18 protein-coding genes and 2 pseudogenes are annotated in these 23,894 nt (G+C 38.2%); 14 read left to right on the top strand and 6 right to left on the bottom strand.

Annotated elements, in window-relative coordinates; translation table 11 throughout:
- Positions 1-3: 3 nt before the first annotated feature.
- Positions 4-426, top strand: coding sequence for a hypothetical protein (locus ACOI1C_RS00250; RefSeq protein ID WP_422506821.1), 423 nt, complete (start codon positions 4-6; stop codon positions 424-426).
- 29 nt (positions 427-455) lie between these two features.
- Here ACOI1C_RS00250 and rluF read toward each other — a convergent pair whose 3' ends face one another.
- Positions 456-1,175 (bottom strand): 23S rRNA pseudouridine(2604) synthase RluF, encoded by a 720-nt coding sequence (rluF, locus tag ACOI1C_RS00245; protein WP_422506819.1) that lies wholly within the window; start codon positions 1,173-1,175, stop codon positions 456-458.
- Positions 1,176-1,280: 105 nt separating this feature from the next.
- Entirely contained in the window at positions 1,281-2,120 is an 840-nt protein-coding gene (locus tag ACOI1C_RS00240) for an SDR family oxidoreductase (protein WP_422506817.1), read from the bottom strand.
- A 699-nt stretch (positions 2,121-2,819) separates the two neighbouring features.
- Here ACOI1C_RS00240 and ACOI1C_RS00235 point away from each other — a divergent pair.
- Positions 2,820-3,023, top strand: coding sequence for a hypothetical protein (locus ACOI1C_RS00235; RefSeq protein ID WP_422506815.1), 204 nt, complete (start codon positions 2,820-2,822; stop codon positions 3,021-3,023).
- Between the two features lie 66 nt (positions 3,024-3,089).
- On the opposite strand, the pseudogene ACOI1C_RS00230 reads toward ACOI1C_RS00235, so the two are convergent.
- Positions 3,090-4,278: pseudogene (locus ACOI1C_RS00230) on the bottom strand (PLP-dependent aminotransferase family protein).
- 113 nt (positions 4,279-4,391) lie between these two features.
- Between ACOI1C_RS00230 and ACOI1C_RS00225 the strand changes: the two are divergent.
- The 7 genes from ACOI1C_RS00225 to ACOI1C_RS00195 all read left to right on the top strand — a co-directional run bounded on the left by ACOI1C_RS00225 (position 4,392) and on the right by ACOI1C_RS00195 (position 15,289).
- A complete protein-coding gene (locus ACOI1C_RS00225; protein ID WP_422506813.1) occupies positions 4,392-5,324 on the top strand; it encodes a DMT family transporter in 933 nt (310 codons plus the stop codon).
- 173 nt (positions 5,325-5,497) lie between these two features.
- A complete protein-coding gene (locus ACOI1C_RS00220) occupies positions 5,498-6,943 on the top strand; it encodes a DEAD/DEAH box helicase (protein ID WP_422506811.1) in 1,446 nt (481 codons plus the stop codon).
- A gap of 183 nt (positions 6,944-7,126) precedes the next feature.
- Positions 7,127-8,068 carry a Wadjet anti-phage system protein JetD domain-containing protein gene (locus ACOI1C_RS00215; protein WP_422506809.1) on the top strand — a complete coding sequence of 314 codons (942 nt, stop codon included), beginning with the start codon at positions 7,127-7,129 and terminating at the stop codon, positions 8,066-8,068.
- Positions 8,059-9,552 carry a replicative DNA helicase gene (locus tag ACOI1C_RS00210; RefSeq protein ID WP_422506807.1) on the top strand — a complete coding sequence of 498 codons (1,494 nt, stop codon included), beginning with the start codon at positions 8,059-8,061 and terminating at the stop codon, positions 9,550-9,552. The genes ACOI1C_RS00215 and ACOI1C_RS00210 overlap by 10 nt, the downstream gene beginning before the upstream one ends.
- Positions 9,549-10,310 (top strand): DUF6063 family protein, encoded by a 762-nt coding sequence (locus ACOI1C_RS00205; protein ID WP_422506805.1) that lies wholly within the window; start codon positions 9,549-9,551, stop codon positions 10,308-10,310. Before ACOI1C_RS00210 ends, ACOI1C_RS00205 begins: the two co-directional genes overlap by 4 nt.
- Entirely contained in the window at positions 10,288-14,688 is a 4,401-nt protein-coding gene (locus tag ACOI1C_RS00200; protein WP_422506803.1) for a hypothetical protein, read from the top strand. The genes ACOI1C_RS00205 and ACOI1C_RS00200 overlap by 23 nt, the downstream gene beginning before the upstream one ends.
- Before the next feature lie 337 nt (positions 14,689-15,025).
- Complete coding sequence (locus ACOI1C_RS00195) at positions 15,026-15,289, top strand: hypothetical protein (protein WP_422506801.1); 264 nt, start codon at positions 15,026-15,028, stop codon at positions 15,287-15,289.
- 3 nt (positions 15,290-15,292) lie between these two features.
- On the opposite strand, the gene ACOI1C_RS00190 is transcribed toward ACOI1C_RS00195, so the two are convergent.
- On the bottom strand, positions 15,293-15,883 hold the full coding sequence (locus ACOI1C_RS00190) for a YdcF family protein (protein WP_422506799.1): 591 nt from the start codon (positions 15,881-15,883) through the stop codon (positions 15,293-15,295).
- Between the two features lie 136 nt (positions 15,884-16,019).
- Between ACOI1C_RS00190 and ACOI1C_RS00185 the strand changes: the two genes are divergently transcribed.
- Both ACOI1C_RS00185 and ACOI1C_RS00180 read left to right on the top strand, forming a co-directional pair.
- Positions 16,020-17,390 (top strand): MATE family efflux transporter, encoded by a 1,371-nt coding sequence (locus ACOI1C_RS00185; protein ID WP_422506797.1) that lies wholly within the window; start codon positions 16,020-16,022, stop codon positions 17,388-17,390.
- Between the two features lie 36 nt (positions 17,391-17,426).
- A pseudogene (locus ACOI1C_RS00180) lies at positions 17,427-18,183 on the top strand (exodeoxyribonuclease III).
- A gap of 65 nt (positions 18,184-18,248) precedes the next feature.
- Here ACOI1C_RS00180 and ACOI1C_RS00175 read toward each other — a convergent pair.
- Together ACOI1C_RS00175 and ACOI1C_RS00170 are read right to left on the bottom strand one after the other, a co-directional pair.
- Positions 18,249-18,947, bottom strand: coding sequence for a diphthine--ammonia ligase (locus ACOI1C_RS00175; protein ID WP_422506795.1), 699 nt, complete (start codon positions 18,945-18,947; stop codon positions 18,249-18,251).
- A gap of 147 nt (positions 18,948-19,094) precedes the next feature.
- Positions 19,095-19,844 (bottom strand): YqcI/YcgG family protein, encoded by a 750-nt coding sequence (locus ACOI1C_RS00170; protein ID WP_422506793.1) that lies wholly within the window; start codon positions 19,842-19,844, stop codon positions 19,095-19,097.
- Between the two features lie 174 nt (positions 19,845-20,018).
- Here ACOI1C_RS00170 and ACOI1C_RS00165 point away from each other — a divergent pair, with 174 nt between their 5' ends.
- From ACOI1C_RS00165 to hutU, 3 genes are all read left to right on the top strand, one after another.
- Positions 20,019-20,597 (top strand): hypothetical protein, encoded by a 579-nt coding sequence (locus ACOI1C_RS00165; RefSeq protein ID WP_422506791.1) that lies wholly within the window; start codon positions 20,019-20,021, stop codon positions 20,595-20,597.
- An 83-nt stretch (positions 20,598-20,680) separates the two neighbouring features.
- Positions 20,681-22,231, top strand: a complete 1,551-nt coding sequence (gene hutH, locus ACOI1C_RS00160) for a histidine ammonia-lyase (RefSeq protein ID WP_422506789.1) — start codon at positions 20,681-20,683, stop codon at positions 22,229-22,231.
- Positions 22,209-23,870 carry a urocanate hydratase gene (gene hutU / locus ACOI1C_RS00155; protein WP_422506787.1) on the top strand — a complete coding sequence of 554 codons (1,662 nt, stop codon included), beginning with the start codon at positions 22,209-22,211 and terminating at the stop codon, positions 23,868-23,870. Before hutH ends, hutU begins: the two co-directional genes overlap by 23 nt.
- Positions 23,871-23,894 lie beyond the last annotated feature (24 nt).

Here is a 23,894-nt window from a genome sequence, read left to right as displayed (position 1 = left end):
CACTTGCTCATTATCCCAATATTAGCCTATGCCTTTATCAATGGTATTTTAATAAAAAGACAATTAAGTAGAGTAGAATCCTTTAATCCAAAACCTTGGGCAAAAGCAGAAAGTATTCTTTTATTTCTCGTTTTTACAGCAACAGCCGTCCTTGGACAGCAATCACTACCACATGATATCAAAGCACTTATTGAAACTGAGAGACCTTCTAGTCTATTTACATTCTTTTACCTCGGACCCATTGATCCAAATATGAAGGTACTACTAGAGTTTAATTTTTATAGTGGATTCTTTATGATACTCAGTCTGTTATTTTTATCTCTTATTCTTGTATCATTCATTAAAAAAGCACCAGCCCAGCTTTCAATTGTAGCAAGTATTTTACTAGTAATCACGAGTTATCTTTCGTTTATGTCTAGTATATAAAATAATCCCTAGAGACATTCTCTAGGGATCTACTTTGTTTTCGCTTCTCTACTTGGTTCATAGTTTGTATCTTTAAATAGTATTTGTAATTCGTTTTTCGTAAGATCTCTCCATTGACCAATGGGAAGACAATCCAGATTGATATTCATAATACGGATTCGTTGTAGTTTTCTCACTGTAAATCCAAGTGCTGTACACATACGGCGAATTTGACGATTGAGTCCTTGAGTTAAAATAATGCGAAATACATACCTTGACTCTTTAAACAATTGACAAGGGAGAGTTTTCGTGTACAAAATTTCCACTCCTGAAGACATTTCTTTTAGAAAGTCTGGTGTAATTAGCTTATCAACCGTTACGATGTATTCCTTTTCATGCTTACCTTCTGCACGAAGAATTTTGTTTACGATATCTCCGTCATTTGTCATTAAAATCAACCCGTCAGAATCCTTATCCAGTCTTCCAATTGGGAAAATCCGATGTGGATGATTAACAAAATCGACGATGTTTCTTTTAATATGTCGTTCAGTAGTTGAGGTGATACCCACTGGTTTGTTTAAGGCTATATAAACTAGTTCGGGTTTACTATGTATGGGCTTATTGTCAACACATACTTCATCACCTTGCTCCACCTGACTACCAGGTTCTGCAAGATGCCCATTAATGGTTACTCTCTTAGCAGCCACCCATTTGTCTGCTTCCCGTCTTGAACAAATGCCCGTTTCACTTATAAATTTATTAATTCTCAAAAAGAACCCACCTTGATTGAATATGTATGATTAACTTAGCTTAGCATAGCTGATGTTAGATTGAAAACAAAGAACAGTTTCCTGATTCTCCTGCATTTTTAACTCCTAGTTTGCTTCAACTTCTTTTTCACTCCATTCCCAAAACTTTCTAGCCAATGTCTTGTCCTTTGCTAAAGTTGAGGTAGGAGCAATTTTCTCATTAATAAAATAGTTGCCAGTAACCCGGGCTACTTCAGGACTTGTGGCAAGATAAATGGCTGTGCTAGCACCCTGTGCTGGTGACTTAAAAAATGGTGATAGAATCTTATAAACTGTTTTTCCAAACCCTGTTGTTCGATTGACGCCAAGACTTGTTGCAACAGCACCCGGATGAAGGGAGTTTACGGTAACGTTCGTTTTGGAAAGTCTATTCGCTAACTCATTTGTGAACAAGATATTAGCAAGCTTCGATTGACCATAGCCCTTGAGTACATTATAGCCTTTAGCAAAGTAAGGATCTTCAAAATCAATCTTCCCCCATTTATGAGCACCGGAAGATACATTCACAATTCGACCTTGTTCTGACTTCTTCAATGGTTCTAAAAGAAGGTTTGTTAGGAGGAAATGACCTAAATGATTGATTCCCATTTGCACCTCAAAACCATCAACAGTTTGTTCTCGTTTTAGACTGACGACTCCTGCGTTATTGACTAAAACGTCTAGTACTTCATAGTTGTTCAAAAAGGCCGCAGCAAATTCCCCTATACTAGCCAATGAACCTAAATCACATAGCATCAAATCAAAGCTATCTGATTGACTCTGTTCCTTTGCCATTTCAAGGGCGAGCATTCCTCTTGCTTCATTCCTACAAACCATAACGACATGAAGTCCCTTTTTTGCTAATTCGATTGACGTGGCTAACCCCATTCCTGAGTTAGCCCCTGTTACGATTGCAATCTTCTTCATTTGAGTAGCCTCATTTCTCTTGTGAATTCAGTAAGTTCAGTATAGTTGAATTTGGTTGAATATCAAACAAAAACTATAGCTAATGTAGAAATGTGTATAAGAGTCTGTTCAAAAAGGAGGACAAAAAGAGCAAAGAAGTTCGAGGAAGCGAAGTCTTGAGCACCGGAGCGTATGTTTTGTATACGTGAGGAGCGGAGAGACGAGCTGACGAAGAAATTTGAAGCTATTTTTGCCGGACTTTTTGATCACCCTCTATAAGCATGAAATTAAAGATAATTCTATTAGTAAAAAGGAGCATACACTGTGAAAAATTATGAAATATGATTATCCCTTTAACTCAGAACGAAATTCTCCGACACCAATTGTTTTTAAGAAAAGGTCAAATATGTGTCTATTTGGGATTTTCTATAGAAAATCTGTTTTCGAAAAACTTTGTTTCTTTTTAGAATAGGGGTTGATTGTAACGAGAGGATGCACCATTCCCCGGGGTGGGCGGTGAGCCTCCTCGGCCGAGAACGCCATGTGTTGAGTCTCACCTGTCCCACTGCTCTAAGCAGGTGCCCCGAGCACCAACTGTTCCAATCAACTCATTTATTTAAGGGGTGCTTGACCACTTTTTAGAGAAAGAGCTTAAAGAAAAACACCAACACGACTACTTATTCTGAGCTAATGGGATAATTAGTTTATGAAATTAAACATATGATTGTAGATGATGGATTTGAAGGCGAGGAATCAGTTACGACTGAATTTACTTCGGGTAATAAAAAGTATAGTATCACTTTTAATAAGCAAGACCTTGAACTAAAGAATGCTTGGTATTTTAAGGATGACACATCAATTCCTGCAAATTTACCAGATCATATTATCGAATCAATAAGGAATGACGTTAAAGAGAGAATTTAGTCCAAAGATTTAAAGAACGAAAAAGCAATCCAAATTCATGGATTGCTTTTTCGCTTTAAATGAGAGTCACTGATTTAACTTAATTAACTTTCGAAGACCCTCTTGCAGTTGCTGTTCATTCATAAAAGAGTAGCTCAGTCGTATCCAAGACTGTAACTGCTTTAAAGGATCACAAATAGAACCAGGAACAATGGATATAGATTCGCTCAGACATTTAGCAAGAAGAGCTTCTGCATTGATATTCTCAGGCAGTTTCACCCAAAGATTGAGCCCGCCACTCGGACTCATCCACTCCCATTTTGTTTCTTTTAGGACCTCTTCCATTTTCTCCTTTCGAATACTCAAAGCAATTCGTAGCTTTTCAAGATGCTGCTGCATCCGGTCTGACATAAAGTAATGAAGGAACATCTTCTGATTCAGAAGGGGTGTTCCATTATCGGCTAAGGACTTAGCTGTTAAAAGTATTTTCATAAGCGGTTGCCTACATGCAACAACGGCAATTCGTAGACCTGGTGCAATGTATTTGCTATAACTTCTGATATACATCACATATCCATTGGTGTCATATTTAAATAGAGGTGGTGGGGGTGGATCCTCGAAATAGATATCATGAAAAGGATCATCCTCGACCAATAAGCACTGATATTGTTCTGCAAGCTCTCTCGGTTTAATCAGAGCCTGTGCGATTAAATAAATAGCCTGCTGTGCACCAGTTGTAATCATTAATTCATTGGAAGCGACATATAACTGGTGACGTTTTAATAAATAATCAAAAAAGTACTTCTCTTAGCTCCAAGTCTCCTTGAACAGTAGAATAGGTTCCTAAAACCTTAGGATACAAATCAAACACTTTTTTCACATATTCCGAAAAATAGTGATTGGGTAGAAGGTTCGGATCAATAAGAGCTTGTGAAAATTGATAGGAGACAGGGATTTGATGAATTTCTGAAAGATGATTTCTCTGAATGTAGGAGGTAAGGAATGGAGAATTGTTGTCCTCAAGTTCTTCATGCTGGTCTCCCTGAACATAATATCCAGCTTTTTCTTTCACATATACTCTTTTTTCCTCTTTAAGAAGCTGATACGCTTTAAAAACAGTAAGTCGATGCACATCTAACTCAGTTGCAAGGGCGCGAACAGAAGGGAGCTTCTCATGTGATTTCCATTCTCCGCGATTCAATCGGTTGACCATATAATCATATACTTCTTTATATAAATGCCTTGAAGAGTCATGGAGAGGGAAACCCTTTGACATCATGATTCAACTCCTTTTTTTTATCCTAACAGATTCTTTACGGAAATTGTTCTGTCAATGTGAATCTGTTCTGTGCTCGTTGAATTATGATGGTAGGTAAAGGGGGATTTTCCATGATTTTACTGAATTATCTTATTATGTGTTTTATATTTGGCACCACATTTTTGGCCATAAAAATTGGAATGGATGCAGGTGCACCGCCGTTTATGTCTGCCGGTATTCGTTTCTTTTTTGCAGGAGCTATTCTTTATTGTTTCATGTTCTGGAAAAAGAAAGTTCCAAGTGGTCTTCTTTTTCGTAAGGAATTATTTCTTACTGGGTTAGGATTAACATTCGGTACGTTTTCGACACTGTATTGGGCAGAACAATATGTGTCTTCGGGTGTTGCAGCTGTCCTATCAGCCACCGGGCCGATTATGATACTATTTTTGCAGAATTATATAGTACGAGAGAAAGCTACAAAGCTATCATTACTTGGTTGTTTTATTGGAGTTTTTGGTGTTTTCCTTTTGATTCTTCCTAGTTTCTCAATTGAAATGAGTTTGCTTTGGTTACTAGGTTGTATCCTAGTCATCGTAGGGGAAGTGAGTTTTGCAGCTGGCACTTTGTACTCAAAACGAGTGAGCCAGAGCTTTAAAGATATATCCTCAATTGCTCTTAATTCAGTGCAGATGATGCATGGAGGAGTCTTACTCATCATCTTATCGCTGTTTACAGAACAAGTTCAAATGGAGCAGTTGACCTCTTTTCATGCATTGGGCTCACTGGTTTATTTAATGTTCGTTGGTTCCATGATAGGCCACACCTTGTATTACTGGCTCGTGGTCAACACGAATCCTGTTTTTCCGTCGACTTGGCTTTACGTATCACCCATTATCGCAATCATCTTTGGTGCCTTATTTTATAATGAGCTCATTACTCCTATGATCGTGTTGGGTGCTGTAACAATTATGATTGGAACCATATTGGTCAATGCTACCATCATTCAGGGATCTTTGATGAAAGTAAAAGCGTTAAGTAGAGTTCCGAAAAAGAAAAATGCATGAATTCAAACTTGTAATGAACGCATTGGTATTATTTCCATTGCGTTTTATCGTTGAAAGGCAATTCGGAATAATTGATCAAATTTCCGAATGTGTTTTGAACAAGCAATTCAAGTATAATGAAAGAAAGAAGGTTAGAAAATAGAACCAATACATACTAAAAAGAGGGTACCATAATGACGAAAACAAGCTTTAAAGACTATACATTAAGTAAAGATATCGTAAGAGCACTCGGTAGCTTAAATTATATGACTCCAACTGAAGTTCAAGAAAAAGTGCTACCAATCGCATTGAATAAGAAGGATCTTGTGGTGAAATCCCAAACAGGAAGCGGAAAAACGGCTGCCTTTGCGATACCCATTTGTGAAATGGTCGAGTGGGAAGAAAACAAGCCACAAGCGCTAATTCTAACACCAACAAGGGAACTAGCTGCTCAAGTAAAAGAGGATGTAACCAATATTGGTCGATTTAAACGAATCAAAGCAGCAGCTGTTTATGGGAAATCACCTTTTGCTAAGCAAAAATTGGAATTAAAGCAGAAAACTCACGTTGTGGTAGGAACACCAGGACGAGTGTTAGATCACATTGAAAAAGGAACACTAAATCTCGATAAACTGAACTATCTCGTCATTGATGAAGCGGATGAAATGCTCAACATGGGATTCATTGAACAGGTTGAAGCGATAATAAAACGTCTACCTTCAAATAGAGTAACCATGCTTTTTTCGGCTACTTTACCTGAGGATATAGAAAAGCTTTGTCATAAATATATGAAAAATCCGATTGAAATTGAAATACAGGCAACAGGGATCACAACGGATACAATTGTGCACTCGGTCGTTGAAGTAAGAGACGAAGATAAGTTCCCTTTATTAAAAGACATCACAGTAGTTGAAAATCCAGATAGCTGTATCATCTTTTGCCGGACCCAAGAAAATGTAGATACTGTTGTGGAGGTATTGGAACGTTCAGATTATCCATGTGACAAAATCCATGGGGGGATGTATCAAGAAGATCGATTTGCAGTCATGAATGATTTCAAAAGAGGAGTATTCCGTTATTTAGTGGCAACAGATGTAGCGGCAAGAGGGATCGATATTGAAAGCATCAGCCTAGTCATCAACTTTGATATACCATTAGAAAAAGAAGGCTATGTCCATCGAACGGGTAGAACAGGCCGAGCTGGGAAATCAGGAAAAGCTATAACGTTCGTAACACCATATGAAAATAAATTTCTTGCAGAAATTGAAGATTACATTGGATTTAGTATAACTAAAATAGAGGCACCAACTAAAGATGAAGTGGCTACTAACCGAGGGGCATTTGAAGAGAAAATAGAAGCTAGGCCAGAATTAAAAATAGATAAAAGCGAATTGCTGAATCAAGACATCACTAAGCTATATTTCAACGGTGGCAAGAAAAAGAAAATCAGAGCAGTAGACTTCGTTGGAACCATCACCAACATTCCTAACATAACTGCAAGCGATATTGGGATCATTACCATCCAGGACAATGTGTCCTATGTGGACATACTAAATGGAAAAGGTCAAGTTGTCTTAAAGGCAATGAAGAATACAACGATTAAAGGGAAACTACTGAAAGTGCATGTGGCGAATAAATAAAGAAAAACCGACAAGTGCCAGTCACTTGTCGGTTTTTCTTTGACCAAATATTACTACCAATCTACCCTCATCAAAATGGTATAATAAAAGGAAAAAATGGTGATACATATGAAAAAAGAGCTTGTTTCGTTCCTGAAACGTAGAAAAAATAAATCAATTTCAATAAATGAGCTGGAGGGAGAAGTGTCTGGCTCAATTTCGTATATCGATTTTGCGAATGTCATTTTAGAATTTGAGAATGAAAAGGTGTTAACACGAGTCAAGTCGCATGGTGAAAACGGAAAAAATCCTTCGCTCGCCTTCTCTTATCGAATCAATAAAAGTGCACTTCTCGGTGACATTCAAGAAACAATAAAACTAGCAAGATTAGCCCTCCATCCTGCCATTTATATAGAGTCCTATTTTCAGCTACCAGAAGAGGTGTGGGAACGAGATTTTTGCTATATCCAAAAGGTCGATCAGTATATAAAAACCTTTAATCTACCAACAGAAAGTGTGCCTGCACCTGAACGTTCATATGAACTTGTAGAAGATGAAAAATGGATTACGGAGGGCGGGGGAGAAGAGGTTCTACACCGAATAAAGCTATGGAACAAGCTATTAATCTTACCAGTATCGGATCCACTGATGCTTGCGTTTAATCCGCTACTGATGCATAAAAATGAGCATTTACACCTAATTGTCGAAAATAAAACGACGTATCAAGCCTTACTTCCTGCTTTAAGTGATAGTGGGTTTACGAGTCTAATATATGGATGTGGAAAGAAAATCATAAAAAGCATTGAGCATTTTCACTATCAGCTGCCCCTAGAAGCTAGTGATCATGTTTTCTATTACTTTGGTGACCTAGACCATGAGGGCATTACCATCTGGAACTCACTTTCGAGGAAAATTAAGGTTACTCCTGCATTAGCCTTTTATTTAGAATGCTTAAAACGACCATATGCCTATGGGAAGCAAAATCAACGACCTAATATAGAAACATTATCTTTCTTTTTACCCCATTTTCAAAATAATGAACAAGAACAAATTCAGAATCTCCTTCAAGAGGGCGGCTACTACCCACAAGAGATTCTTAAAACAAAAGAATTACAAGATATTTGGAGGAACGCTTCATGGAAGTAAAAGACGTCACCATTGGGTATAGTGAACGAATTTCACGGATCGCCTTGTTTGAACCTTTATATGAGCTGGAACGCAAAAAGCAAGTAGATGCAAATGGTGCACCTATTGACATGAAAGGGCTCGGACTTTTAACTCTTTTGTTCTTTTTTGAGCAAAAACTAATGCGCAATCAACGGGCAGGGGTTAAAGAGTTGGCCACCTTTCTCCTTAAAGTAACGGAAGGGACTCTAAAACTGGACCTTGAAACTTCTGAAGAAATGGCAAGAACCATTATACAATCGTTCAGACCTGCTACGGGGAAAAAACGAGATGTAACATTTTTTAACTGGGATTCCAAACAACAGGAAACCATTTATTTTTCGATATTAAAAGCTAATTCCTTTGACGTAAAAACAAACTCGCAATATTACACATTGGACGAGGATGGACTAGAACTTGTGTTTGCAACGAAGGAATTTTATAGTGAGTTTCAATTGTCAATCAATCAATTAGTGCTACGGAAACAGCTAGAAAAGGGCGAATTTAAAGGAGCCTTACGACAAATTAACGAAATGCGGATTGACGTCGAATCCCTAGAAGAACGTATGGTGAAGCTTGAGCATGAAATTAAACGAAATATCATTTCAGAGGATACCTATACTCGTTATCAAACACTGCTCGAGGATATTTATCTTCGACTGAACCTTGAAAATGAAGAATTTGAAGCACTGCATCGTTTTGTAAAAGAAACGAAGGAACGCTTGTACTACAAGGACAATACGAGCAAGGAACGTGAGACCTATAGCCTCGTGCTTGAAATTTCAAAGGAACTAGAAGGCGTACATGCTGGGCACACCTCACTGCTACAAAAGAGTATCGATTTGAAAAATACGGCGCTTAAATCTGCACAGGAATCTCTTTACTATGTAGGGATCGACTCGTTTAATTTTGAACAAGACCTCACCGCTCGCTTGATAAGCTCGCCACTTCCCTTACAATCAATGAAGGGTTTGCTCGCTCCCTTTTTAAATATTCAAGAATCAAAGCAATGGTCCCTTTTAACGGTTTATGCTGATCAAAATATAACGGAAGAAAGAGAAGCCACACAGAATCATGGTTTTCTTGAATATGGAGAAGAAGATTCAAAACGCTATCTGGAAATAGTGGGACTTCAGTACCGAAGATTTATGGAGTTGTTACTACAAGCCATGGACGGAGAGGAGACCCTCTCTCTTTTGCACTACCTAGAATATTTGCGTCAAAACGAATATGAGTACATGCTAGAAAGTCGTTATATTTATGACTTTTTTATGCTCATCCATCAGCGTTCTCCAATTCAAAAAGACAGTTCGGATGATGAGGAACATACCCATTTATTAGATGGTGTTAAATACTTACTCGGTAATCAAATAATGATAGTAGAAGAGAACCCTGGTGTCATTCAAGTAACCAAGCGCTATTCTATTCAAAATATGACCATTACGATAGGAGCAATAAGTGAATGAGATATGAAGAAGCAACAATAGAAAAAGCCTTTGACATTTATATCGCGTTAGCACGGGATGGCCAAGTTGAGAAGTCCATTCTGCAATCATATATTGCCGATGACCAGGTTCGTGGATTGGTCGATCAATTTGCGAGAAAGGTAGATTGTGTGACACTCATTGCCGGAGATTGTTTGTATATGATTCCTGAAACGAAGCTATCACCCTTTCATGTGAATAATGAGTACTTAAAACGCACCTATTTGAAGGGGAGTGCTACCAATACAGATTTATATATGATGTATTTTTCGACGATTATTTTCCTAGGTGAATTTTACGATAGCTATCATTCGAAGGAACCGACTCGGGATTTTATCGGCTTAGATGAATGGGCTACCAGTATCAGCAAACGCATTGAGTCACTTAAGGAGCATTCAGAAGACGAATTGAAACAGTATGAAAAAGAGTTTTCTTATAACTGGACATCGATTATCGAGAAATGGGATACGATGGATGACTTGAAAGAGACGGCAAAAAAACAAGCAGGTAATACGATTAGTCGTTTGAGTTTTTTGGACACTGTTAAGCGTTTTCTACTTGACCAAGAAATTGTACTTGAAATCGGAAACAATGAGCTAACCCTTTCAGAAAAAGCGAAAACGATTGTTCAACGCTATTTTATGGAACTAGAATACAACCGTGGTATTTTGGAGTTTATTTATGAATTGGAATTGATAAGGGAAGAGGTGAAGGAATATGCCGTCCATCTCGAAAATTAGATTTACTAATGTCGTGTATGAAGGCGGAAACAAACGTTATAATGATGAATTATTTTTATTTGATGGAAATAATGGTGCTATTTTACTAGAAAATGGTGGCGGGAAAACGGTATTTATCCAAACTGCTCTTCAAGCCATGCTACCTCACCAGGATCTCGCTGATCGGAAAATGAAGGATACGTTAAAGCTAGAAGAAGCACCCGCACACATTGCCATTGAGTGGATTTTAAACGACCGACCACGTCGTTATGCTGTAACATGTGTTTCGTTGTTTTTAACGAAAAATGGTTTAGATTCTTTCCGTTATGTGTATGAGTATGGGGAGCATGACAAACATTCCATCGAGGGTATTCCTTTTGTTAAAGAGTTTGGTGGGAAAACGAGAGCGGCGGAGCGGGCAGAAATACAAGAATACTACTCGTATATGTCAGGACAGCATCTAAGTGCAAAGACCTTTGATACGATTAAAAACTATAAACTCCATCTAGAACAAAACTATCATATTATCCCTAAGGAATGGGAAAGCATTGCTAAGATTAATAGTGCAGAAGGTGGGGTTGAAGACTTTTTCGACGAATGTAAAACAACAAGCCAGCTCTTTGATCGACTCCTTATTCCAACAGTTGAAGAGTCACTAGCAAGCTTTCAAAAAAATGAGTTTGCCGAAACGTTTGAAAAGCATCGGACAAGCTTTAAAGAATACAAACAGTTAAAAGAAAAAATTGCGGAAAACGAACGAATTAAAGATCGTGTTGAAACGTACGTGAAAGCGTATGAAGGGTTACATGAAAAGCGCCAGTCTTACCTGGAAGCAAAAGGGGTAGCCAAATCCTATGCAATACTAGCCCAGCAACAACAAAAAGCAGCATTGTTAGATTTAGATGAGCATACGAAATCTTTGACCTCTTGGGAAGAAAAGAATAAGCAACTCAGCCATAAAGAAGCATCCTATGAAGTAGCCATCGAACATGAGAAGCTCCAAGTGGTTTCGAGTGAACTCACAGACGAATGGGAAAAAAGGGATCGACTACAAACGAAATTTGAACAGACGAATCGTTTATATTTTTCTCTAAAGCTAGCAGAATTAAAAAAGAACTTTGGTCTAGAACAAGAACGTAAAACGTTGAATGAAACAAGTTTACTAGATTTAGATAAAGAACAGGATACCGAAGAAATTCAAGAGTTATTGTCAACTAATTCTCGTGAAATTAAGGGCTATTTTTCTCAACAAGAGGAAAAGTTCAATCAGGAGAAGCAAGAGCTTCAGTTTGAGTTTAATGCCATTTTGTCCACCATTGCCAATGATAAAACTGCTTTGTCAAAAGCAATACATGAAGGTGCGGAGCTAGTCAAACAAGAAGCGGGCAAACAGGCGACCCTAAACCGAAACATAGTCGAGCTAAAGGCTATTCAATCAGAGGTTCTTTCCAATCCAGCTCAGGAAACAGTCCCTGATCAGCTTCCTAAGTGGTCCCAGCTTCGAAATGAGTTGGATGAAGAGAATATGAAGCTTATTCAGCGGAATAAGCTCTTACAAAGTGAAAATGAAACCTTAACACATGATGTGCAGCAAGTCCAAAATGCTGTGTTACATGCGAATGAGCAGCACATAAAGCTAGTAGCTAAGAAAGAGCAGATTGATCTCGAGCATCAAAAGCTAAAAATGAAGTTAGCTGAACAAAAGCTGAGCTGGAGTCGACTTGATTCAGTCTATTTAAAGCAAGATTCCATTGAAAAGCAAATTATAGAGGATATTGACAAAGTAGCAAAAGAGCGTGAGAGTTTGCTATACCGAGAACGGCTAGCGTTCCGATTTGTAGATGATTACGGTGGGCAAGATCTATTTCATGCGGATGACTATCTTACAAAGCAGCTTCTGCAATGGAAAAATCAGTTCTCCTACTTAGAAACAGGGGTTTCGTATACTCAAACACTTCCTCAAGATATATACGAGTTGATGGAGAATTATCCGCTTTGGCCAATTACTGTCATTACATCGGATAGTAAGGAGAAGGCCAAACTCGAGGAGAAAGTTAGGCACATTCATGATCGCCTTCAATACCCAGTAATCGTTGTTACACTTGAGGAAGCAACAGCGATTGTTCATGGTCAAACCTCAGAGTTTACTTGGATTCAGCCTGAGCACTGGAAAACAAACAGTTTACCAGAGTCTTTTTCAGAGTGGAAGCTAACGCAGCAAGCAATAGCAGAGAGTGCCAAGTCCGAACGACTTGAAAAAGAAAAGGAACTACAAGTGTGGAATCAGCTTCAAAAGGAGATTTATAGCTTTTTCCTTCAGTACTCCAACGTAGACTACAAACAAATTCTAGAGGATATCAGTCAAATAGATCACCAACTCTTTGGTCTAAAAGATCAAGAGAAAACAATAAAAGTCAAGCTTTCACAAAACCAACGTGAATATGCAATCAATCTAAAGAAGCAAACCGATAACAAGGAAGCCATTTCGGGATATGATCGTAAAATTGAAAAGGGATACAAATACCTTTCCATACAAAAGGAAAACGATGGACTAGAAATAGAGCTTCTTTACCTAAAATCAAAAAGAGCTGAAATGGATCGCCACATTCATAAGCTACAAACTCAGCTTAAAAATCTTGAAGAACAAGCTAGAGATCTCGAGCTACAAATACGAGACATTACAAGCCATATAAGCATTTTACAAGATGATCGTTTATATCTGAAAGTAAAGACCATATCTGCAGCTTATACATCAAAAAGCATTAACATCTTAGAAGAAGAAAGAGAACAACTTCAAAGAGATTTGGAACGACTAACAAAAGGTCGTGGCGAACTAGTTGCTAGAATTCAGGCATCAAGTGACAATATGCAGCGATTTCAAAATGATATGACTCAGCTTCGAACAGAGAACAGTGATTTAAAAGAAGATTTAGTATATCCCCTTCAAGGTGCTGATAAAATGGGGGATCTTTGGAGTGAACGATTGGTTGCGGAGGCTTCCTTAGCAATTGTCAAAGAGAGTACAGAAAGGCTAACAACTAAGCGGGATAAACTAGTCGGTATTGTTGAAAACATGATGAGTAAAATGGGAGAACTCATTGAGTTTGATACACATCTAATTATCATTAAAGAGCAATTGATTGAAGAAAAGCACTCTTTAAAACTAGAAAGGCAGCATTTAAGTCAGGCCTTTTCAAACTTAGATAAACAAATGAAAGAGATCAATGATGTTGTACAGGAGTTAGAGAAATATGACATGAAACACAGCTTCTTAGATTCTCGCATTAAGGAAAGTATTCTCTCTAACGATGAGATCACATCTTTTACCTACAATCGCAAGAAAATAGTGAATGAAATTACTGATGAGCTAGAGGGGAAGTTAGGGATTCTCTTGAAGGAAGAGGGAATTGTCGCTGATGAAAAGGGGAAATACATCGACTTTTGCCGCCGTGAAATTAAGGATGTACGAATGCGGGAAACGGCAATCCAAGGAATTGAGAAGAAGCAAACGTATGAGGACGTCTTGAAGTATAAAGATCTGTTAGAAGGACGAATTCAAACAGCGATCAATTATGCGGAGCAAAACATCATCTCACATGACAAACAGCTCGAGCAATTAATTATTCATATTCATACTCATATTGTAAAAATTGCCGACGAGCTAAAGCTCATTCCAAAGAAAACGAGTGTAAAGGTAGAAGATCAATGGAAGGAAATCTTCTCCTTCACAATTCCAGAGTGGAATGAACACGAAGGAAAAGCAGACATTCGTGCTCACATTTCCTGGATTCTTGAACAACTAGATAAAGAAGCCTATAAGGATGAGTTTGGACAAGACGACATCGTAAGGATCAAGAAGGATCTCGAAAAATGGCTGCAGTCAAAGCAACTTTTACAGGTTGTGTTGAAGGACCAAAGTATGAAAGTGACATGTCGTAAGGTCACAAATGATAACAAAGTGACGAAGGGCTCGTATTCATGGGAGCAATCGAACGTATGGTCTGGTGGCGAAAAGTGGAGTAAGAACATGACGTTATTCCTTGGTATCCTGAATTACGTGGCTGAAAAGCGTCAGCATATCCAACCCAAAATGAAACGACATCGAACTGTGATTGTTGACAACCCGTTCGGTAAAGCTTCAAGTGACCACGTTTTAAATCCTGTTTTCTTCATTGCTGAACAATTAGGGTTCCAAATCATTGCCCTAACTGCCCATGCAGAGGGGAAATATTTAAGAGACTACTTCCCAGTTATTTACAGCTGCCGACTCCGCAATGCAGCAGGTAGTGACAAGCAAATCATGACAAAAGAAAAGACCATTCAGCATGCTTATTTTCAGGATCATGCACCACAGTCCTTGGAGAGATTGGGAGAAGTAGAGCAGTTGGAATTGTTTTAGATTGAAGGGCCAATGCGATTGCATTGGTTTGTTTTTTTATGACCAAAATATAGACTTAGGTGAAGTTGATTTATGGGGTAATTTGTATAAATTCTAATAAATAACGAATTTTGGATTATATATCTGAAGTTTCGGATTATAAAAATAAAAATCGGCTTATATAACCTGAATTCGGATTATATAAAGAGATTTCCGCTTATAAAGGAAATTTGGCCAACTTCAAACCTATGAATTGTAGCGTGGTTTGAGTAAAAAAGCGATGTAAATAAAATGTTGACTAGTTTGCAAATGGCAGTGATAAAATGTATGGGAATTCATTTCGAATAAGGAGAAATGAATGATGAAATGGAACGAGGTCAGAAAAGCCTATCTAGATAAGTGGGTGGTATTAGAAGCCATCGAGGCACACTCTGAGAACAATATGAGAATTTTAGATGAAGTAGCTGTTGTAGACTTTTTTGAAGAATCTATGGAAGCATTACGAAGACACGCCGTTCTAAACAAGCAAAAGCCAAATCGGGGTATTATTGGCTATGACTTTATTAAGAAATTGGGTCTAATAATAGATTTGCAACAATTATCTCTTCGAACAAACCAATAGCCTTCACCGATCAAACACCCACGTCTTCAATACTGCGGCATACTCCCTTACCCAAAGCTTTGGTAGTACAATTAGTGGTGTTTTTGCTGCCAATGTGTGAACCTTCTCATATCCGACTCGGTCTGCAATCAAACTAGCTCGAAACAAATGGAAGTCATTGCTTACAATGACTAAAGGTCCTCCACCTTTAATATATTTTTTTGAGAATAATAAATTCTCGTAAGTAGTGGTGGATTTATCCTCTTTTATGATTCGATCCTTACGTATACCTTCAGTTAAGAAATAACGTGCCATCGCCTCTGCCTCCGTAATAACCTCTCCAGGTCCTTGACCCCCTGAGACAATGACCTTTGTCTGAGGATTCCTCTCTAGGTAGATAAGTGCAACCTCCACACGATATTGTAAAGCGAGAGACATATCTTCACCATTTAATTTAGCGCCCAGAACTATAAGGTAATCTGCCTCATCTGGTGGCAGTTGGTTTGCAGTTTGTGAGATTAAATGATGAACAATGGCGATATAGAAACAAGCAATAACTAAGAAAACAGAACTAACTAAATAAAATCTTTTTTTAAAAGAAGGTTTGATTTTCATTGTCGCTCCTACTAATCTGCTATAGTTTTAAAATACGTTTTGAAACGTTGTTGACAAAATTTACTGATAAAGTTTCGGAAATCGAATATAATTAATCTTGCTTCTATTATAAATGGAATCGAAGGAGTACCCAACTATGAACCAAACCCACACAATGAAAGAAAAAATCAAGCAAATATTTATCCTGCTTATCCCGATATTAATTACCCAGCTTGGTATGTTTTCCATGGTGTTTTTTAACACCATTATGTCTGGAAAGTACAGCTCGGCTGATTTGGCGGCTGTTGCAATTGGCTCAGCGATTTGGAGTCCAGTGTTTATTGGCTTGAGCGGAATCCTTATGGCTGTGTCTCCGATTGCTGCACAGCGTTTTGGAGAAAAGAAGAATAGGGAAGTATCATCGATTGTAACACATGGGATTTATCTTGCCCTCATTATCTCGCTAACTATTATTATTCTTGGTGCCTTATTTCTAAATCCATTATTAGAGATAATGGGTGTACCGGCAGATGTTCAAGGGATTGCTTTTGACTACTTAGTGGGCTTAAGTTTCGGAATTATTCCTTTATTTATTTTCAATGTATTGAGATCATTTATCTATGCGTTAGGTAAAACACGCATTGTCATGATTATCATGATTTCTTCTTTACCTATCAATTTCTTTCTGAACTACGTGCTGATATATGGAGAATGGGGATTTCCCGAGCTTGGTGGGGTAGGAGCAGGATATGCCACTTCGGTTACTTACTGGTTAATTGCAGCCGTGACTGCGATCATCATTAAGACACAAGAACCCTTTTCTTCTCATTTGGTCCTTTCAGATTTTAAAGAGTTCTCACTAAAAAAATGTAATGAAATTTTAAAAATTGGTGTACCAATGGGTCTCTCAGTCTTTTTTGAAACAAGTATGTTTGCAGTTGTTACGATTTTAATTAGTAAATTTAACATTACAACGATTGCTGCTTACCAAACTGCTTTAAACATTGTGTCCTTCTTATATATGATTCCGATCAGTATATCCATGGCACTGACTGTTTTGGTTGGGTACGAGGTAGGAGCAAAACGCTATAAAGATGCCAAAACCTATAGCTGGCTCGGTATCAATCTATCTATTTTGTTCGCCCTTGTAACGGGGTTACTTGTCGTATTGTTTCGCTATGAGGTTGTTGGTTTTTATTCAAACGAAGCAGCTGTTATAACAATGGGCGCTCACTTTTTGATTTATGCCCTGTTTTTTCAAATATCAGACGCCGTTCAAGCAACAGCACAGGCTGCATTAAGAGGGTATAAGGATGTAAACATCGCCTTTATTATGACACTTGTGGCTTATTGGATTATTTGTCTACCAGTTGGTTATCTTTTGGCTAACTTTTCACATCTTGGTGCATCAGGTTATTGGATTGGATTAACAATTGGTTTGTTAGCTGCTGGAATTGGGTTATCACTAAGGTTGATATTTATTCAGAAAAAGAAATTTGTTAGTCTGGAAATAAGAGAAGTCGTTTAGATTTTAGTGGCTTTAAAGAGGAGAAAAGTAGTTATGATGAAGCTAGTATCATGGAATGTTAACAGAATTAGAGCTTGTGTAACGAAAGGTTTCTTAGATTATTTTAACGAAGTGGACGCAGATATCTTCTGTCTTCAGGAAAAAAAGCTACAAGAAGGACAGATAAAGCTGGACCCTAGAAGGCTACTATCAATATTGGAATTATGCGGTTAAAAAAGGATATTCAGGGACGGCTGTTTTTACCAAAACAGAGCCATTGTCAGTTGAATTTGGAATTGGATTTGAAGAAGTAGAAGGTAGAGCCATCACACTTGAATTTGATAAGTTTTTCCTAGTCAATGTCTACACGCCGAATTCACAGAGGGATTTGGCTAGATTAGGCTACCGGGTTAAATGGGAAGACCAGTTGCGAAAGTATATGATTGAATTGAACGAGGTCAAGCCTGTTATATTATGTGGGGACCTTCATGTTGCGCACCAAGAAATTGATTTGAAAAATCCAAAGCCAAACCGAGGGAACTCTGGATTTGCGGAAGAAGAACGTGGGAAAATGACCGACTTACTAGAAGCTGGTTTTGTTGATTCTTTCCGATACCTTTATCCAGAAAAGATAGAAGCATATACTTGGGGGTCTTACATGATGAAGGTCTGAGAGAGAAATGTTGGATGGAGATTTGACTATTTTATTCTTTCTAATGTATTAGCAGCTTCTTTAAAAGATTCGCAGATTCATTGTGATGTATTAGGTAGCGATCATTGTCCCGTGTGTATCGAGATTGAGATTTGTTCATGAAGAATTCGCAATGATATAAGAATAAGAGCCTCAACTTTTAATTAAGCCAAGGCTCTTTCTGTCGTTTATCTGTCTGTTGTAGGTAATAAATCCACAAAATAAAACCGGTCTTGGTTTGAGTAAACATCTTTTGTGACCGTTTTCTCATCTGAAACAATAAAGTTGATTTCCGTTTCAAAAATAGGGCCTTTGAAAACAAATGTATGAAATTCACCATTTTCACCACAAAAGTCGACCCCGCTTGGTAGATCTTTAATAAACTCATGATCTATTACCCTTCCAACAAAGGCTGAATCCAATTGTTTACTGTCAACACAAGTTAATACTGTTTGAAAGCCAAGATGTAGAAACTCATTCATAATTTTTTTAGGATCTTCCCCCCATAAAGGAAAAACAGGCTTTAAGGATGTTTGACTTAACATCTTCTCACGGTATTCCTTTACATCTTCCAAATGGATATCGCCAAACATCATATGAGTAACGTTATCATCCATCATTTTCTGTACTTCTTTTCCCATTATTTGTTCATATAGTTCATTCGAACAAGCTTTGGGAATATAGGCTTTACGAAGGGGGATACCTAGAGATGAGGCTTGTTGCTCTAAAAGGGTTTCTCTCACACCATGTATACTTGTTCGTTTATAATCTTCCGTTATGGTTGTGAACAAAGAGTCAATCTCCCATTCATCAGATGTCATCAATCGATGTAGGGCAAGGGTTGAATCTTTTCCCCCGCTAAAAGATATGACAATACGCTTTTTCATACTGAGCACCCTCTAAATTTAGTATCCTACTAGTTGTTTTGTAATCAGCTAAAGACTTCTCTATTTACAAAATATACGATTTAGGTTCTGTAAAATCAACAATTTTTTTGAAAAGAACAAAAAATAAAGCCTACAATTTAGTAGATTTTATTTTCTTTCTTCCTCTTTTATTAAGATCTTATGAAAAGGACAACGGGACAGGGATGTAGCATCATCATGAAGAAAATATTGTTTCCACTCAAAATTATCTTTAAGTCCATAACTGTTTAAGTCAGGATGGACTGGGATGGAGTCATAACTCTCTAATCTGTGCCTGATATTTGATTTTACTTTCTTCGCGAATGATGGAGAGGCGTTAAATTGATCTAACACCCACCTAGGAGTTATTGCTAACATGAACGTGGAAAAATGTCTGCTTCTTCTATTTTCATGTGCAGGTGTTGCACAATACATAAAATATTGCTCATTATTATAACAGAATTCCCATATAGGATCATGAGGGTCAATTGGAATTTTTGATGGCCACTCCAATTCATCCATACCTCGCAATCTAGCTAACTGGTCCCAGAATAACTGTTCGAACTGATCGACGGTGTAGGTACTCTTTATTTCATGAGGTGTCTCAAAGAAAATGATTAGAGAGGTGTAGGTTCCGAGCTTTCTTGAACATACAGTATAGTCAGAAAGTAAGGATGCGAGTTCGTTAGCAGAAGAACTATCCCTTGGATCACCTACAAATCCATATCGAAACTGATCTAGTGAATGTCCTTGTGTAGCTGGAATACAAGGAAATGGTCGACTTCTGTCCATCATTTTTGCTTGGAATTCTTCGATGGCCACTCTTTCCCATTGTTGCAGGATACCCCTGTTCGTTGTTTCATCCTTGAACAGTCCCATTTCTTCCTCACCTCCTAAACACTGGTACAGTTTATTCAATGTAGGGATGGAAAGGTGAATGTCCACATTGAATCTAGGCTAATCAATGTGCTAATAAAGAATGACAACGAGGCTTCCACATAGTTGGAATAAACGAAGCAATTATAGCATTTACCTTAGTATAGGGGGTGTAGGATGAACTTTTGGATAAAACGAAGATCTAAAAGCATGAACTATGTTATAGCTCTAGATAGCTACTCGATTACGACAAAAATGGTTATGGGAGCCATATTAGCTTCATTAGCAGCAATTTTTCAATCCGTTGGTGTTTTTGTTGGCATTGGATATGTCGTCAGTATCCTCACAACTTGGCCAATTGTCGTCGCAACAGTCTTAACATTCCGTATGGGGTTCATGACATACATACTGACCATTCTATTATTGGCTATCATCCAACCGAGTGAATTATTCGTTTTTCCTTTCACCACAGGCCTACTAGGTCTTAGTTTAGGACTCGGTCTAAGGGTGACGAAAAGTGGTCCAGTAATCGTCGCATTTGCTGCGACTACTCTAACTCTAGGTATTTTAGTCCTGTTATATGCACTCCGTTTTCCAATTTTAGGGCCATCTATCACATCGGAAATTGATGTAAGGGTAATCCTTTGTGTCTTTGTCTTCTCTAGTCTTTATAGCTGGCTCTGGTTGCGATTATCTATTTACGGTCTAAAGACTCTTCATAGAGTTGTTCAAAAAAAACCTCCAAACTTTTATTAAGTATTATCATCGATAGTGTTTCTTATTGTGTTCTTTTTAACAATCATAAAAATTAGATGATTTGAATAGAAAGGAGTATAAATATGATTGAATTATCGGGAAATTCATTAACAATTGAAGAATCAAGAAGGATCATTTATGAAAAAGAACTTGTTTTTGTTAAGGAAGAAGTTTGGGAAAAGGTAGAACGGAGTCGTGCGGTCGTAGATCACATTGTGGATACACAAAAAGTCGTTTATGGCATAACGACCGGATTTGGAAAATTTAGTGATATACTCATACATCCAGATGATGTAGAAAATCTTCAATTACATCTTATTAGAAGCCATGCCTGTGGTGTTGGTGCCCCTTTTCCAGAACTGGTTTCAAGAGGAATCGTTCTACTTCGGATTAATGCCCTTTTAAAAGGATTCTCTGGTATCAGAAGAAATGTGTTAGAGCTTTTGCTGGAACTACTGAATCAACAAATTCATCCCATTGTACCTCAGCAAGGCTCACTTGGTGCTAGTGGAGATTTAGCCCCTCTTTCCCATATGGCCTTGGTACTAGTAGGCGAAGGTGAAGTGATTTATAAAGGGGATAGAATGCCGAGTAAAATGGCTTTTCTAAAAACAAATCTAGAACCGATTGTATTAAAAGCAAAAGAGGGCCTGGCTTTAATTAATGGAACTCAAGCGATGACATCACTGGGCTTAGTTAATTATATTGAATCGACTAGATTGGCCCTTCTAGCCGATTGTATTTCATCCATGACAGTTGAGGGTCTAGAGGGTATTATTGATGCTTTTGATGATGAAATCCATCAAGCTAGGGGATATATAGAGCAGATTGAAGTAGCTGCGCGTATTAGAAAGATTTTGAATGGTAGTCAATTGACAACAAGACAAGGAGAAAAAAGGGTACAAGACGCATATTCCATTCGATGTATCCCTCAAGTACATGGTGCATCATGGCAAGTTTTGTCGTATGTAAAAGATAAACTCCTAGTCGAGATGAATGCCGCTACTGATAATCCACTTATTTTTAGCGAAGGCAAAGTCTTGTCTGGAGGAAATTTTCATGGTCAACCTATTGCATTTGCAATGGACTTTTTAGCAATTGCCATGTCAGAGTTTGGAAATATTTCAGAACGAAGAATTGAGCGTCTCGTTAATCCTCAATTAAATGATCTTCCACCATTCTTAAGTCCATCTCCTGGACTTCAATCAGGCGCAATGATCATGCAGTATTGCGCAGCTTCCTTAGTATCTGAAAATAAGACACTATCACACCCTGCTAGTGTTGATTCTATTCCTTCGTCTGCCAATCAAGAAGACCATGTCAGTATGGGCACAATCGCTGCTAGACATGCTTATCAAATTATCCAAAATGTGAAAATGGTCCTAGCGATTGAGCTTATTTGTTCATTACAAGCAGTAGAGTATAGAGGTGTAAATAAAATGTCAGCTACAACAAAGGAATTCTTTCATTCTGCGAGATCAGTAGTACCCTCCATCATAGAAGACCGAGTTTTTTCAATTGACATTGAAAACGTAAAAGGCTGGTTAGAAAAACTAGATGTGCATTTATTTTTAGAAAACGCGATTGGGAAAAAGGAGGATTATTATAAAAATGAATTCAAAACAAGTGATTAAAGCAGCTCACGGATTAACTCTCGAATGTCTCGGATGGGAGCAAGAAGCTGCCCTTCGTATGCTTCGTAATAATTTAGACCCAGACGTAGCGGAAAAACCTGAAGAATTAGTGGTTTACGGAGGAATAGGAAAAGCAGCCCGTAACTGGGAATCCTTTCGTGCCATTGAAGCCTCATTAAAAGTTTTAGAAAATGATGAAACTCTCCTGATTCAATCAGGTAAGCCCGTCGGAAAATTTCGTACACATGAACATGCTCCCAGAGTATTACTTTGTAACTCAGTCTTAGTTCCAAAATGGGCTAATTGGGAAACCTTCCATGAGTTAGACGCAAAAGGCTTAACCATGTATGGACAAATGACGGCCGGTAGCTGGATTTATATAGGTACTCAAGGAATTTTACAGGGGACATATGAAACGTTCTTGGCTTTGTCAAATAAGCATTTTAGTGGAAGTCTTTCAGGAACGATTACTTTAACAGCTGGACTTGGCGGGATGGGTGGGGCACAGCCATTAGCTGTCACCATGAATGGTGGGGTTGTCATTGTAGTTGAAATGGATCGTGAGCGAATACAACGTAGAATAGATACACGTTATTGCGATTTGATGACTGAGTCCTTTGAAGAAGCTTTTCAGTGGGCAAAAAAAGCGAAAGAAGAAATGAAACCGTTATCAATTGGATTAGTTGGGAATGCAGTCGATGTTTTTGAAAAGGTAATGGAACATAAGATCAAGGTAGATATTGTGACAGATCAAACATCTGCACATGACCCACTGAATGGTTACTATCCACAAGGCATAACAATCGAAGAAGCACAATTTATGAGAAAAGATCATTCTGATAGATTTCAGGAGTTGGCCAGAAAATCGATGGCTAAGCATGTACAATTTATGCTTGACCTCCAAAAACAAGGTTCTGTTGTTTTTGACTATGGAAATAATATACGTCAAGTGGCACTTGATGAAGGTGTGGAAGATGCCTTTTCCTTCCCTGGTTTTGTTCCGGCCTTTATTCGACCATTGTTTTGTGAAGGAAAGGGCCCTTTTCGTTGGGTTGCGTTATCAGGAGACTCAGAAGATATTTATCGTACAGATTCCTTACTGAAAGAATTGTTCCCCGATGATCTTGGAATACATCGTTGGATTGATATGGCAAGAGAGAAAGTGGTGTTCCAAGGGCTACCGGCTAGGATTTGCTGGCTTGGCTATGGTGAACGAGTTAAAATGGGGCTTGCCATAAATGAATTAGTTAAAAAGGGTGAACTAAGGGCTCCTATTGTTATTGGGAGAGATCATTTAGATTGTGGTTCAGTGGCTTCACCGAATCGTGAAACGGAGGGGATGAAGGATGGAAGTGATGCCATTGGTGATTGGGCCGTGCTAAATGCTCTTGTTAATACATCGGCTGGTGCAAGTTGGATTTCATTCCATCACGGTGGTGGAGTGGGGATGGGGTATTCTCTACATTCCGGTATGGTTGTCGTTGCAGACGGAACAGACGTTGCAAGGAAGAAACTTGAACGAGTATTAACATCAGACCCAGGTATGGGGATTATTCGACATGTGGACGCGGGCTATGAAGAGGCAAAAAAGGTGGCAAAAGAAAAGGGTGTTCATATCCCAATGTGGCAAGATCAGTAATGAGGAGGTGAAGGATAGTGAAGT

The sequence above is a fragment of the Bacillus sp. DJP31 genome, from assembly GCF_049310945.1.
In the GTDB taxonomy this organism is placed as follows: domain Bacteria; phylum Bacillota; class Bacilli; order Bacillales; family SA4; genus Bacillus_BS.
The sequence above is the reverse complement of the archived record's forward strand: the minus strand, read 5'-3'. Positions and strand labels throughout refer to the sequence as shown.

Excerpts from the sequence above, each read along its gene's own strand:
- hutH (WP_422506789.1), top strand. The coding sequence starts at position 20,681 with ATGATTGAATTATCGGGAAATTCATTAACAATTGAAGAATCAAGAAGG.
- ACOI1C_RS00220 (WP_422506811.1), top strand. The coding sequence starts at position 5,498 with ATGACGAAAACAAGCTTTAAAGACTATACATTAAGTAAAGATATCGTA.
- ACOI1C_RS00210 (WP_422506807.1), top strand. The coding sequence starts at position 8,059 with ATGGAAGTAAAAGACGTCACCATTGGGTATAGTGAACGAATTTCACGG.
- hutU (WP_422506787.1), top strand. The coding sequence starts at position 22,209 with ATGAATTCAAAACAAGTGATTAAAGCAGCTCACGGATTAACTCTCGAA.
- ACOI1C_RS00175 (WP_422506795.1), bottom strand. The coding sequence starts at position 18,947 with ATGAAAAAGCGTATTGTCATATCTTTTAGCGGGGGAAAAGATTCAACC.
- ACOI1C_RS00225 (WP_422506813.1), top strand. The coding sequence starts at position 4,392 with ATGATTTTACTGAATTATCTTATTATGTGTTTTATATTTGGCACCACA.
- ACOI1C_RS00235 (WP_422506815.1), top strand. The coding sequence starts at position 2,820 with ATGATTGTAGATGATGGATTTGAAGGCGAGGAATCAGTTACGACTGAA.
- ACOI1C_RS00205 (WP_422506805.1), top strand. The coding sequence starts at position 9,549 with ATGAGATATGAAGAAGCAACAATAGAAAAAGCCTTTGACATTTATATC.
- ACOI1C_RS00190 (WP_422506799.1), bottom strand. The coding sequence starts at position 15,883 with ATGAAAATCAAACCTTCTTTTAAAAAAAGATTTTATTTAGTTAGTTCT.
- ACOI1C_RS00165 (WP_422506791.1), top strand. The coding sequence starts at position 20,019 with ATGAACTTTTGGATAAAACGAAGATCTAAAAGCATGAACTATGTTATA.
- ACOI1C_RS00185 (WP_422506797.1), top strand. The coding sequence starts at position 16,020 with ATGAACCAAACCCACACAATGAAAGAAAAAATCAAGCAAATATTTATC.
- ACOI1C_RS00195 (WP_422506801.1), top strand. The coding sequence starts at position 15,026 with ATGATGAAATGGAACGAGGTCAGAAAAGCCTATCTAGATAAGTGGGTG.
- ACOI1C_RS00170 (WP_422506793.1), bottom strand. The coding sequence starts at position 19,844 with ATGGGACTGTTCAAGGATGAAACAACGAACAGGGGTATCCTGCAACAA.
- ACOI1C_RS00240 (WP_422506817.1), bottom strand. The coding sequence starts at position 2,120 with ATGAAGAAGATTGCAATCGTAACAGGGGCTAACTCAGGAATGGGGTTA.
- ACOI1C_RS00200 (WP_422506803.1), top strand. The coding sequence starts at position 10,288 with ATGCCGTCCATCTCGAAAATTAGATTTACTAATGTCGTGTATGAAGGC.